This is a genomic window from Serratia sp. P2ACOL2, from assembly GCF_003691565.1.
Lineage (GTDB): Bacteria > Pseudomonadota > Gammaproteobacteria > Enterobacterales > Enterobacteriaceae > Serratia > Serratia liquefaciens.
Map to the genome: position 1 here is coordinate 2131177 of NZ_CP033162.1, position 12904 is coordinate 2144080.

13 protein-coding genes are annotated in these 12904 nt (G+C 54.5%); 7 read left to right on the forward strand and 6 right to left on the reverse strand.

The annotated features are described in order from the left end of the window. From puuC to puuD, 3 genes are read right to left on the reverse strand one after another with little or no spacing between them, the layout of a single operon-like run. Positions 1 to 1497 carry an aldehyde dehydrogenase PuuC gene (gene puuC, locus EBA31_RS10520; RefSeq protein WP_122078855.1) on the reverse strand — a complete coding sequence of 499 codons (1497 nt, stop codon included), beginning with the start codon at positions 1495 to 1497 and terminating at the stop codon, positions 1 to 3. A gap of 15 nt (positions 1498 to 1512) precedes the next feature. Continuing rightward, positions 1513 to 2070 carry an HTH-type transcriptional regulator PuuR gene (puuR, locus tag EBA31_RS10525; RefSeq protein WP_020826500.1) on the reverse strand — a complete coding sequence of 186 codons (558 nt, stop codon included), beginning with the start codon at positions 2068 to 2070 and terminating at the stop codon, positions 1513 to 1515. Continuing rightward, on the reverse strand, positions 2067 to 2828 hold the full coding sequence (gene puuD, locus EBA31_RS10530; RefSeq protein WP_122078857.1) for a gamma-glutamyl-gamma-aminobutyrate hydrolase: 762 nt from the start codon (positions 2826 to 2828) through the stop codon (positions 2067 to 2069). Before puuD ends, puuR begins: the two co-directional genes overlap by 4 nt. Before the next feature lie 239 nt (positions 2829 to 3067). Here puuD and EBA31_RS10535 point away from each other — a divergent pair, with 239 nt between their 5' ends. The 5 genes from EBA31_RS10535 to EBA31_RS10560 all read left to right on the forward strand — a co-directional run bounded on the left by EBA31_RS10535 (position 3068) and on the right by EBA31_RS10560 (position 8902). After that, on the forward strand, positions 3068 to 4486 hold the full coding sequence (locus EBA31_RS10535) for a glutamine synthetase family protein (protein WP_020826502.1): 1419 nt from the start codon (positions 3068 to 3070) through the stop codon (positions 4484 to 4486). A 317-nt stretch (positions 4487 to 4803) separates the two neighbouring features. Beyond that, positions 4804 to 6174 carry an APC family permease gene (locus tag EBA31_RS10545; RefSeq protein WP_020826503.1) on the forward strand — a complete coding sequence of 457 codons (1371 nt, stop codon included), beginning with the start codon at positions 4804 to 4806 and terminating at the stop codon, positions 6172 to 6174. A 217-nt stretch (positions 6175 to 6391) separates the two neighbouring features. Beyond that, positions 6392 to 7285 carry an aromatic amino acid DMT transporter YddG gene (gene yddG, locus EBA31_RS10550; RefSeq protein WP_122078862.1) on the forward strand — a complete coding sequence of 298 codons (894 nt, stop codon included), beginning with the start codon at positions 6392 to 6394 and terminating at the stop codon, positions 7283 to 7285. A 73-nt stretch (positions 7286 to 7358) separates the two neighbouring features. Beyond that, complete coding sequence (locus EBA31_RS10555; RefSeq protein WP_020826505.1) at positions 7359 to 7631, forward strand: hypothetical protein; 273 nt, start codon at positions 7359 to 7361, stop codon at positions 7629 to 7631. A gap of 395 nt (positions 7632 to 8026) precedes the next feature. After that, positions 8027 to 8902: a nucleoside-specific channel-forming protein Tsx gene (locus EBA31_RS10560; protein WP_041414482.1), complete on the forward strand. Its 876-nt coding sequence runs from the start codon at positions 8027 to 8029 to the stop codon at positions 8900 to 8902. Between the two features lie 190 nt (positions 8903 to 9092). Here EBA31_RS10560 and EBA31_RS10565 read toward each other — a convergent pair whose 3' ends face one another. The 3 genes from EBA31_RS10565 to EBA31_RS10575 form a co-directional block, all read right to left on the reverse strand. After that, positions 9093 to 9476 carry a hypothetical protein gene (locus EBA31_RS10565; protein ID WP_122078864.1) on the reverse strand — a complete coding sequence of 128 codons (384 nt, stop codon included), beginning with the start codon at positions 9474 to 9476 and terminating at the stop codon, positions 9093 to 9095. 123 nt (positions 9477 to 9599) lie between these two features. Beyond that, entirely contained in the window at positions 9600 to 9848 is a 249-nt protein-coding gene (locus EBA31_RS10570) for an ogr/Delta-like zinc finger family protein (protein WP_122078867.1), read from the reverse strand. A 45-nt stretch (positions 9849 to 9893) separates the two neighbouring features. Further along, the gene (locus tag EBA31_RS10575) at positions 9894 to 11048 is read right to left on the reverse strand and encodes a phage late control D family protein (protein ID WP_122078869.1); all 1155 of its coding nucleotides are present in this window, start codon (positions 11046 to 11048) and stop codon (positions 9894 to 9896) included. 152 nt (positions 11049 to 11200) lie between these two features. Here EBA31_RS10575 and EBA31_RS10580 point away from each other — a divergent pair, with 152 nt between their 5' ends. Continuing rightward, entirely contained in the window at positions 11201 to 12382 is a 1182-nt protein-coding gene (locus EBA31_RS10580; protein ID WP_122078871.1) for a phage tail sheath subtilisin-like domain-containing protein, read from the forward strand. Continuing rightward, positions 12383 to 12898: a phage major tail tube protein gene (locus EBA31_RS10585; protein ID WP_122078874.1), complete on the forward strand. Its 516-nt coding sequence runs from the start codon at positions 12383 to 12385 to the stop codon at positions 12896 to 12898. Positions 12899 to 12904 lie beyond the last annotated feature (6 nt).

Below are 12904 nucleotides of genomic sequence, written 5' to 3' on the forward strand. Positions count from 1 at the left end.
TTATTCCAATGAAATCCAGGTGGTTTTCAGCTCGGTGAATTTGTCCAGTGCGTGCAGTGACTTGTCGCGGCCGTTACCGCTTTGTTTGTAACCACCGAAAGGAACGGTCATGTCCCCGTCGTTGTAGTTATTGACGAACACCGTGCCGGCTTTTAGCTGACGCGCCAAACGATGGGCACGGGACAGGTCGCGGGTCCAGATTGCAGCCCCCAGGCCGTAGTCGCTGTCGTTAGCCAACTGCATGGCCTGCTGCTCGCCGCTAAATGAAGTGACCGCCAATACCGGGCCGAAGATTTCGTCGCGCGCCACGCTCATGGCGTTGTCTACCTGGGTGAGAATAGTTGGGCCGAGATAACCGCCGTGTTCACCTTGTGGATGATCGCGACCGTCGAGGAACAGCGCAGCGCCCTGAGTCAAACCCTGTTCGATATAGTCGGCCACTTTCTCGCAGTGGCCCTGATCAATCAGCGTGCCCATCACCGTCGCCGGATCGAGCGGATTGCCTGGTGCAAAGGCTGCGGCATGGCGGCGCAACGCCTGTAAAAATTCTTGCTGTATGCTCTCTTCCACCAGCAGTCGAGTACCGGCGATGCACACTTGCCCCTGGTTATAAAAAATCCCGGCGGCGGCGCTTTGTGCGGCCTTATCCAGATCCGGGCAGTCGGCAAAGATGATATTGGCGCTTTTGCCACCGGCTTCCAGCCAGACCCGTTTCATATTGGATTGGCCGGCATAGATCATCAGTTGTTTGGCAACCTGGGTTGAACCGGTGAAGGTCAGCGCGTCGACGTCGTTATGCAGCGCCAGCGCTTTACCGGCATCGTGACCATAACCGGGAACGATATTCAGCACGCCGTCCGGCAGCCCGGCCTGCTGCGCCAGTTGCCCCAGATAGATCGCGCTCAGTGGCGATTTCTCTGAAGGTTTGAGGATCACGCTGTTGCCGGTGGCCAGCGCCGGGCCGAGCTTCCAGCAGGCGAGCAATAACGGGAAATTCCACGGCACTATGGCGCCGACCACGCCAATGGGTTCGCGTTCGATCAACGCCAGCGCATCGCTGCCGGTAGGGGCGATTTCGCCATAAACCTTATCGATCGCTTCGGCATACCAACGCAGGCAACGAATAGCGCCAGGCACATCATCGCGCAGGCTGTGACGAATCGGTTTGCCGGTGTCCAGCGTTTCCAGCAGCGCCAGCTCTTCGCAGTGTTGTTCCATCAATGTCGCCAGCTTGAGCAGCGTAGCCTTGCGTTGCGCCGGAGCCGCGCGCGACCAGTCGCCCCGCTCAAACACCTCGCGGGCGGCGCTGACCGCCAGGTCAATATCTACGCTGCTTCCTCGGGCCACCTGAGTCAGCTCTCGCTGACCGGCAGGATCCTCCACGGCAAAGGTTTCGCCTTCGGCCGCCTGCTGATAGCGGCCATTGATAAACAGTCGGTTCTCAATATTCAGGGCTTGCGCCCGGTGTTGCCAATACTGCAGGTGGTGGAAGTCCATACCTTGCTCCGTTGATCAGAATGTCGTCGGCGTATGGGCGCTGATAATCCGGCAAATCCGCGCCGACGTGTTGCTGAAACTGTGGGGAATGCCGGTATTGATGGCGTAGCTCTGGCCGGCCAGCAGGGGATAAGCCTGCCCGTTGACCTGCAGCACGACTTCGCCTTCCAGCAGGGTGCCAATCTCTTCCCCCTGATGCTTGATGCGTTCACCGGTGGTGGTACCCGGCTCATAGGTTTCGATCATCATCGCCAGGGTGCGATTAGGATCGCCGTTGTGGATCAGTTTCATAGAAACCCCCTGGCTGCCAATCTCGATCAGATCCTGGTAGTCGATAACAATCCGTGGCTCGGCCGGCTTCTCCGGTTCGGCGAAAAATGCCGACAGGGACAGCCCGTACACCGTCAGCAGCTTTTGTAAGGTGCTGATGGCCGGACTGACCTTGTCCTGTTCGATGGTGCTGATGGCGCTGTGAGTTAACCCAGACAGTTCGGCCGCGCGGCGCTGCGATAATCCCAATTGCTGGCGGATTTGCGACAGACGTTTGCCCGGTGCCAAGCTGACATCGCTCATGGGCGTTTTTCCTTTTGATAGTTCCGGCAGGCGTTAATGAAACCTTCAAACAGCAGGCGTGACAGAGCATATTCCTCGCTGTTCCATTCCGGGTGCCATTGCACGCCCAGCGCAAAGGGCTGATCGCGCAGGCTGATGGCTTCTACCAACCCGTCGGCGGCGTGGGCTTCGATACGTACGCTGGATCCCAGCGTCTTCGCGCCCTGGCCATGCAGTGAGTTCACCCAGAATCTGTTGCAATCCGGTATCAGTTGCGAGAGTAGGCCCCCTTCCTGAACGATGACCTCGTGGGCAGGGGCATATTGCTGTTCGAGCGGCAGGTCGTGATCTTCACGGTGTTCCAGCAGCTCGGGCAGTTCATACAGCCGGCGGTGCAGGGCGCCCTGGGTGGCGACCACCATTTCCTGCATGCCACGGCAAATGGCGAAAAGGGGAATGCGCCTGTCGAGCGAGTGGCAGATCAGCGCCAGGCTCAATTCGTCTCGCCCGGGATCGGCGTCAGGCTCATCGCCGTTTTCACCATAAAGGTGCGGCTGCACATTACTGGGGCTGCCTGGCAACAGAATGCCATCGAGTTGTGGCAGTAACTCTTCGAGCAGTTTCGGTTCTGCCAGCGCGTGTGGCAGGGCTATCGGCAACCCGCCCGCAGCGATAACGGCATTTAGGTACTTTTCTTGCAAGGTCTGAGTGAGGTGCCCGTTTAACCTATACCTGCACATCACTACGCCGACCACTGGTCTGTTAAATATATTGCCCATGCTGTCCCCTTGGTATGTTCGAAATTATGAACGATAAGCTTCTCCACTGCCGTTTCCGTTCAATATTTTATAAATCTAGCAGTGAGATGGGCAATATTCAAACTAAAAGTAACACTTGCAAAACAATTTTGTTGCATCTATGTTTCATTGGTGGACATTATATTGAGCAAGATGGTCAAAAAACATCGACGGCAATAAGTGTGAGAACCACAGACAAAAACATACATGGCGGGTGAATCATGCAGACCAACATAGTAGAAGTGGAAAACTTTGTTCAGCACCACGAAGAAAAGCGAAGTAGCGCGTTCCAACGTGAAGTGAAGAAGTATCTGGAACGTTATCCATTAACTCAGCACGTTGACGTTCTGTTGACCGACCTTAACGGCAGCTTCCGCGGCAAACGGATACCGGTTGGCGGGCTGAGCAAACTGGAGAAGGGCTGTTACTTCCCAGCGTCGGTGTTTGCGATGGATATTCTTGGCAACGTGGTTGAAGAGGCCGGATTGGGGCAAGAGCTCGGTGAGCCGGACCACATCTGTGTACCGGTATTGGGCACGCTGACGCCGTCGGCGGCAGATCCACAATATATCGGCCAGGTACTTCTCACCATGCTGGATGAAGATGGTACTCCCTTTGACGTTGAACCGCGCAATGTGCTGAACCGAGTGTGGCAGCGTTTGCGTCAGCGCGGGCTATCCCCCGTAGTAGCGGTAGAGTTGGAGTTCTATCTCATCGATCGTCAGCGTGATTCGGAAGGGTATCTGCAGCCGCCGTGTGCGCCGGGTACGCAGGAGCGTAACACCCAAAGCCAGGTCTATTCGGTAGACAACCTTAACAACTTTGCCGACGTGTTAAGTGAGATCGACGAACTGGCACGCCTGCAGGGGCTGCCGGCTGACGGTGCGGTGGCCGAAGCCTCGCCCGGTCAGTTTGAAGTCAATCTGCACCATACCGACAACGTGCTGCAGGCCTGCGACCATGCGCTGGCGTTGAAACGCCTGATCCGCATGGTGGCAGAAAAACACAACATGCAGGCCACCTTCATGGCCAAGCCGTATGAAGAGCACGCCGGCAGTGGCATGCACGTGCATATCAGCATGCTGGACCGTCAGGGCAACAATGTCCTCGCCGATGATGACGGCGAAGACTCTGCATTGTTGAAACAGGCTCTGGCGGGAATGATCGCCCTGATGCCTTCTTCTATTGCGCTGTTGGCGCCAAACGTTAACGCCTACCGCCGCTTCCAGCCGGGCATGTACGTGCCGACTCAGGCATCCTGGGGCCATAACAACCGCACAGTGGCACTGCGTATCCCTTGCGGCGACCGTGATAGCCACCGGGTGGAGTACCGCGTGGCCGGTGCCGATGCCAACCCTTATCTGGTGATGGCGACCATCCTGGCGGGCATCGTCTACGGGCTGGAAACACCGCTGCCGCTGCAAGAGCCGGTAACCGGCAACGGGCTGGAGCAGGACGGACTGCCATTCCCTATCCGCCAGAGCGATGCACTGTATGAATTCGAGCATCAGCCGGTGTTGAATGCGCTGCTGGGTGAAAGGTTCAGCCATGTTTATCTGGCCTGTAAAACGGATGAGCTGGTGCAGTTTGAGCGCCTGATCACCGATACCGAAATCGAGTGGATGCTGAAAAACGCCTGAACCCGCTCATCCTCGATGATACCGCGCGCGTCTGGCGCATTCCGCCGGCTATCCTGTGGCCTGCGAAGCTGCGCGCAGCGGTAAAGCATTTCTTCTACTTGGCGTACAGGACGCCGGCGAGGAAAGAACCATGACAGCCATAACTGTTCCATCAACCTGCGCGGGCGGTTGCCTGTGCCGCAGTAAATATGGGCCTTCCGCTGGCCGCGTTTTTTTGTCTTTGCATCGTCCCTACCGCCGCCTGAGCAGCAGTTTCCCCGCGGCCTCTCTGAATGACGTTAAACGGTTACCAGCAGAGGACAAAGGGGGGAAACGCCATGGCGATTAATGCGATCGAGGTTAATGAGGCGGCCAAGCCGCAACTGCGTAAAAGCCTGAAGCTGTGGCAAGTGGTGATGATGGGGTTGGCTTACCTGACGCCCATGACGGTGTTTGACACCTTCGGCATTGTCTCCGGCCTGACCGACGGCCACGTCCCGGCCGCTTATCTGTTGGCGCTGGCCGGCGTGTTGTTTACCGCCATCAGCTACGGCAAGTTGGTTCGCAAGTTTCCGACCGCCGGTTCCGCCTATACCTATGCGCAAAAGGCCATTAACCCGCACGTCGGTTTTTTGGTGGGGTGGTCCTCGCTGCTTGACTACCTGTTCCTGCCGATGATCAACACCCTGTTGGCAAAGATTTATTTGACCGCGCTGTTCCCCGAGGTGCCGCCGTGGGTGTGGGTGGTAGGCTTTGTGATCATCATTACTGCCATCAACCTGAAAAGCGTCAATTTGGTGGCTAACTTTAACACCCTGTTTGTTTTGGCCCAGATAGCGATCATCGTGGTGTTTATCTTCCTGGTCGTGCGCGGTCTGCATAACGGTGAAGGACTGGGGACGGTGTGGAGTCTGCAACCCTTCATCAATGAGAATGCGCATTTGCTGCCGATTATCACCGGCGCCACTATTTTGTGCTTTTCGTTTCTCGGCTTCGACGCGGTCACCACCCTGTGTGAGGAAACGCCCGATGCCGCCAAGGTGATCCCGAAGGCCATCTTCCTGACTGCGCTGTACGGCGGGGTAATCTTCATCAGCGTTTCCTTCTTTATTCAGCTGTTTTTCCCATCTATTCAGCGCTTCCATCAACCGGACGCGGCGCTGCCGGAAATCGCGCTGTACGTGGGCGGCAAGCTGTTCCAGTCAATTTTCCTCTGTATTACCTTTATCAATACCCTGGCATCGGGGCTGGCCTCGCACGCCAGCGTTTCGCGACTGCTGTACGTGATGGGGCGCGACAACGTGTTTCCGGAAAAGTATTTCGGCTATATCCACCCGAAATGGCGCACCCCCTCATTGAACGTGTTGCTGGTTGGGCTGGTGGCGCTGTCGGCGCTGTCTTTCGATCTGGTCACCGCGACCGCGCTGATCAACTTCGGTGCGCTGGTGGCCTTCACCTTCGTTAACCTGTCGGTGATCAGCCATTTCTACATTCGCGAGGGGCGCAACAAAAGCTGGAAGGACCGATTTAACTACCTGTTCCTGCCGTTGGTGGGGGCGTTAACGGTTGGCGTGCTGTGGCTTAACCTGGAAAAAAGCTCGCTGACCATGGGGCTGATCTGGGCCGGGCTGGGTTTTGCCTACCTGGTATATCTCACCCGGCGTTTCCGTCAGCCGCCGCCGCAGTTTGAACGGCAGCCGCAGCAATAAGGCCAAGGCTGTTGATGAACCCATCCAGGGGTAAATCGGTAGGGGGGCGGCCATCTTCGCCCCGATTCAACTCATTGATTATGCTATAGGGCGCAGTATGCAGCGCCCCCACCAGGAAACGATAGGTACTCCGAGGCGGGCTTTCCCGCCTTTCTTTTTTTATCACCGGGCAGTAGAGTGAAAATCCTGATAAAAAATAACTGATTGGAACGCTTTCATGTCTTCTCTGTCCGCCCAATATAAAGCCACCTTGCTCGGTCTGTTGGCGATCCTGCTGTGGAGCAGCGTGGTTGGCCTGATACGCAGCGTCAGCGAAGGACTGGGGCCGATTGGCGGGGCAGCAATGATCTACAGCGTCAGCGCGGTATTTTTGCTGTTGGCGCTGCGCATGCCGAATTTACGCCTGTTCCCACGCCCCTACCTGCTCCTCGGCAGCCTGCTGTTTGTCAGCTATGAAATCTGCCTGTCGTTGTCTTTGGGCTATGCCAATACCCGTCTGCAAGCGATTGAAGTGGGAATGATCAACTACCTGTGGCCCTGTTTCACCGTGCTGATGGCCCTGGTGTTTAATGGGCAAAAAGCCAAGTGGTGGCTGCTGCCGGGGCTGTTGCTGTCCTTGTTCGGCATTGGCTGGATCATGAGCGGCGAGGGCGGCTGGTCGCCGGCGCAAATGCTGGAAAACGTGCGCAGCAATCCGCTGAGTTATTCGTTGGCTTTTGGCGGTGCAGTTATTTGGGCGCTGTATTGCAATCTGACCAAGAAAATTGCCCAGGGTCATAACGGCGTGGTGTTGTTCATTACGCTGACCGCCCTGGCACTGTGGTTGAAATATGCATTCAGCAGCGAAAACGGTATGCAATTCACGTTGCCGGTAACCCTGACGTTGCTGTGCGCGGGCATGGCAATGGGAGCAGGCTATGCGGCGTGGAACGTGGGTATATTGCGCGGCAATATGACGCTATTGGCGACGGCGTCTTACTTTACGCCGGTGCTGTCGGCGGTGTTTGCCGCGCTGGTGCTGAATACTGCACTGACCGCCAATTTTTGGCAGGGTGTGGTGATGGTCACGGCAGGTTCGTTGATCTGTTGGCGGGCAACCCGAGGAAATTAACGGAAATTATCTGCCTGTCGCCCAATGTTGAACTAGAATTTAACTAGCGATTCTGCCTGAAGGAACATAAAAAATGAGAGACGATATTCAATTCATTCAGCAGCCAGTGATTGACGACGAACGTTTTATGCGCGGTGATACCGTGCGCCTGACCACCGCCAATTTACGTCACGAATACCAGCTTGATGTCAGTATTTTACGCCGGGAAGGCAAACTGATTTTTGGCTCGGTCATCGCCGCTGCACCGAAAGTGGATATCCCGCCCAAAGAGTGGGAGATAGCTCCGGGGCAGGAGGTGGTTTTTCGCCAGGAAAATATTGCCAAAGCACTGCCTTCGGTGAGCTGAGCTTCCCCCATGTGAGGCGTTTTCACGTCCATTGACCGCAGTAGATTTCCAAGAAATGCCGGCGTCTTTTAGCGCCGGCATTTTCATTTCAGCGACAGAGACGGTTACTTTATTTATTGATTACAATTGGCACAAAAAATGCTTTAAAAATCACCGGGCATGACAAAAATCACAGCGATCGTGAATTTGCATGAAACATAATTTGACAAATGTGAACGCAATCGATTACCTATTCGCGAAATGCATAACTGGATCACAGATTCTTACACCCAGTGATTTCTATAATGCGCGCGTCGCCCGAGAGTTTGTAAGCGGAGGCAACGCCAGGTGTCGTCAGACTGATTGTCATCTTTTCTAACGGGCAGGAAATGGCCCTTTAAGCATGTGGTAATAAAATGAAAAAAATAGCTCTCGCAGCAGGTGTACTGCTCGCAGCGTCTTACAGTGCATCTTCAATGGCTGATAGCAAAGACAGCCAATACGTCTCGGATTGGTGGCACCAAAGCGTTAACGTGGTGGGCAGTTACCACACCCGTTTCGGACCTCAGTTGAACAACGATCTGTACCTGGAATATGAAGCCTTCGCCAAAAAAGATTGGTTCGACTTCTACGGCTACATCGACGTGCCTAAATTCTTCGGCGTGGGCAACACCCCTGACCGTGGTATCTGGGACAAAGGTTCTCCGATGTTTATGGAAATTGAACCTCGCTTCTCCATCGACAAACTGACCGGCACCGATCTGAGCTTTGGCCCGTTCAAAGAATGGTACTTCGCCAACAACTACATCTATGACCTGGGCCACAACGCCGACGGTCGCCAGAACACCTGGTATATGGGTCTGGGTACCGACATCGACACCGGTTTGCCAATGAGCCTGTCGATGAACATCTATGCCAAATACCAGTGGGAAAACTACCAGGCTGCCAACGAAAACAGCTGGGACGGTTACCGCTTCAAAGTGAAATACTTTGTGCCGTTGACCCAGGTGTGGGGCGGCAATCTGAGCTACATCGGTTTCACCAACTTTGACTTTGGTTCCGATCTGGGCAAAGACGACTTCACCGTGAACGGTCGTCAGGCGCGTACCAGCAACTCTATCGCTTCCAGCCATATTCTGGCGTTGAACTACGATCACTGGCACTACTCGTTCGTGGCTCGTTATTTCCATAACGGCGGCCAGTGGCAGGACGGCGTGGATATTGGCACCCCACAGGGCCCAATCAAATCCACCGGCTGGGGTTACTACATCGTGGCCGGTTATAACTTCTGATTTTCCGTGGTATCAGAAACAGAAAACCCCGCTTTGGCGGGGTTTGTTATGAACCTAATGTTATGAAATATAAAGGATTATATTTCTCGCTATCCACATAGCATCCATGCTTTGATAAAAGTGTTCATGCAACAATGACAAAGCCCCGCAGTGCGGGGCTTCTTTCTGATAAGCAGTAAGTTATTTTCGATCACTCATCAGGGCCGCATTCTTTCTGGTAGCTAGCCAGGTCAGGCTGGTTGTATTCGGTATAAATTCTTTTACCTAAAATTGAGTAGGTTACTTTAGAAGAGAAAAAACCTTTCGATTTCATACGAATCTCCAGCATAAACGGCGAAAACCCTGCATACGCACCGAAGCCGTTCTTCGCATTTAACTGACCACAAACTAAACCGTTTACAGTGCCATCTGGCATGTCGTCCTTCTGTACGAATCGCAGATATCTAAACTTTGCGCTGTCAGGATCTTTTGTATCTGCTGCAACTTCCTTTTGGGCAAGCTCTAAAGCTTTATCTGCATTTGGTTTGCATCCGACCAGAGATACTAAAGCAAGAAAAAATAATATTCTTTTCATGTCCCTATCCAATTTTAATTAGTAATAATTGAGCATGATGTTATCAAAGATAATTAAGCTGTAAAAAGCGTTTTATCATCTTCTTTAAGCCCCGCAATATTTGAGATTGCGGGGCGGAAGTAGCTACAACATCAAGTTAAGTTGATCACGCCCATAGTGGGATGTAGGGAAGGCGTCTTGCGGGATAAAATCGGGCGGTAACACATCACTAGGGCCGCGCTTGGTTACCAATTTTTCAACGCTGTTTAGCGTCGTGAACGTGATGCTGCATTCGAAATTCTGACACTGATGATATTGTCGGATCGTCATTTCACTGAGACGGCGACTGGTACGCGTGCGAGCGACGGCACCGCAGATCGGGCAAACAAACATGATGGCCTCCCATGGCGGGAGTTGAACTCCCTGACATTATGGCCGTCACTCTCCACTTTCTGCAATCCATTCGGGTATTTTTGCCTCAAATTCAAGCCGGGTGGTAAAGCCGTTTCCATCAATAGAATGACTTGCCCTGGCTATAATCCAGTCCTGATTATCGATATCCGTTTTAAATCCGGTAACGGTGCCGTGCATTTCCGGGTATAAATCGGCGCGGCCATAAGCCAACGTGAGGGTAAATTCAGCAGCGCCGCGTTTTAGCTGTTGCCACTTTGCAGCGGCGGCGCGCTTTGCGGCGATTTCGTTATTGTAGGTTTTGCGCAGCACATAAACATTGCCGTCTTCACCGTCAAGATAATCACCCTCGCGGTTGCTGCTGCGTTCCACCTTCTTTTTCTCAGGTTTGCGCTTTTTTACCGTAACTTTTTTCTTCTTCCCAAACTCCAGATCCAGCCAGTAAGCGCGTACGCCCGTATAGGCGTCGCGGTCGGCAATACGGAATGAATGTCGATCGCCACTGCTGCGGGTGATAGCGAAGGAGGGGAGTGCCTCACCTGATGCGCTGACGCCGCCGCCGGGCAGGATAAACAGCAGGCTGCCGTTCTTCACTGTGGCGATGGCACCCAGCATTTCAGCCATGCGCGTCAGGAAGGACATATCACTTTCTTGCGTCTGGTCGGCGTGGTCGATCTCCAGCCCCATTAGCGACTCGGATATGATCGGTTTCAGGCTATATCGCCGAGCAATAGCAGACACAACTCGCTCAACGGTAACGTCGTGCCAGGACACCTCACGTTTAACGTTAAACTCATCGCGAAAATCTGCACTGCGAGCGGTGATCGTCATGGTGTCTGGCGGCCCGGAGTGCGCCACTTCGTCAACAATGAAAACGCCTTTGTAGATCAGCGCCTCACCGCGCCATCCCAGCGATGCAGAAAGCTCAGCACCTCGCGGCGGCAGTTGGAGCTGGCCGTCGCTATCATCCACGGTGATCGTTAATTCATCGGCTTCAAAGCCGCGGTTGTCCGTCATCTCCAGTGACATTATCCGTTCATCCAATACGGCCAACGCCTTGCCGCCCAGCAATACACCGAATGCCGGCACGCGGGACAGTTCTGCCTGGTAATCCTTAATCCCCCCCGTTCCTTCATCCAGTAGCGACTTTGCCTTGTCGATCGAGTCTGTAATCAGTGCCATGAGTTATCCCTCCGGCGCTGATGGTTTCATGCGCGCGCGATGGGGAAAACCGCGCGTTGTTGTCGCCGAGGCATGACAACCGGCGTCGCGTGTCGCAGGGGCATTTTTCGGCGAATATCATCACGAACTCACAAGCATGATGGCGGTACAGTATGACCGACAATTTTTTCCACGGTGCGCGCGTCAAGGAGAACACCGACCTGCAAACCGCGATCAACGACGTTGACTCAACGGTCATCGGTCTGGTTGCGGTGGCGGACGATGCTGACGCTACCACTTTCCCCTTAAACACTCCGGTTTTGATTACGCGGGTTATCAGCGTACTTGGCAAAGCGGGCAAAACCGGCTCCCTGTACAAATCACTAAAGGCTATTTCCGACCAGGTAAGCACGCGAGTCATTGTGGTGCGCGTTGCTGCTGCCGGCACGGAAGAGGGAGCGCCTACGCAGTCCCAACTGATTATCGGCGGCTCCCAGGCTGACGGTAGTTATACCGGTATGTTTGCATTGCTGACCGCCGAGCAGAAAGTAGGCTACCGCCCGCGCATTCTCGGTGTGCCGATGTATGACACGCAGGAGGTCACCGCTCAGTTGCGTGTGATCGCCAAGCAACTGCGGGCGTTCTCCTACAGCTATTGCGATGGTTGCGAGACGATCGTCGAGGCAAAAGCCTATCGTGAGCAGTTTGCTGAGCGTGAAGGCATGCTGCTCTGGCCGAACTTCATCGCCTATAACCAGCAGTCCGGCGAAAACGAAGAGTTTCCGTCTGTAGCCTATGCGCTGGGGCTCAGGGCGAAAATCGACAACGAGCAGGGCTGGCATAAATCGCTTTCCAACGTGGCGGTCAGTAACGTGCTCGGCATTTCCAAAGATGTGTTTTGGGCGCTGCAGGCGGAAGATTCAGACGCCAACGAGTTGAATGCAAACGAGGTCACCACGCTGATAAAGCGTGACGGCTTCCGATTCTGGGGCAACCGCACCACGGACACGGAAAAGTACATTTTTGAGGTGTACACCCGTACCGCGCAGATCCTGGCTGACACTATTGCGGAAGCGCAGTTCACCACGGTGGATACCCCGCTAACGCCGGCCAACGTCAAAGATGTGGTCAGCGGTATTGACGCCAAGCTGCAAGGATTGGTCACCGCCGGCAAACTGATTGGCGCCGCGTGCTGGTTCGATATCGTGGATAACCCAACGACGGGCATTCGTCAGGGTAAGGCGGTGGTGCGTTACAACTACAGCCCGGTGCCGCCGCTGGAAGATTTGACCATGATCCAGACCTTCACCGATCAATATTACGAAGCGGCCTTTGCGTCGCTGGGAGGGGCATAAGTGGCTATCCCTAAGAAACTTCGGCTGTTTACGGTGTTTATCGATGGCACCAATCACATCGGCAAAGTTCCCAGCGTCACCTTGCCAAAGGTCACCCGCAAAACTGAGGATTATCAGGGCGGCGGGATGCTGGGGGCGGTAGCGGTTGATCTCGGCCTGGATGGCGGCGCCCTGGATGCTTCCATGGTGGTCGGTGGTGTTGTTGAGGAACTGATCCTGAAATACGGCGGCGATATTGACGAAATGCGCTTGCGCTTTGTCGGCGAAATCTACAGCGGCGGCACCAGTTCGCTGATGGAAGTCGAGATGCGCGGCCGTATCACCGAAATCGATCCGGGTGAAGCCAAGCAGGGCGACGACACCAATCACACCTATGCCATCAAAAACACCTATTACAAGCTGTCGGTGGATGACAAGGCGCTGCTGGAAATTGACCTGCTGAACTTTATCTATAAGCGTAACGGGAAAAATCTGTACCCGGACCGCATCACTTCAGCGCTTGGCATGGGTAGCTGATTCGGC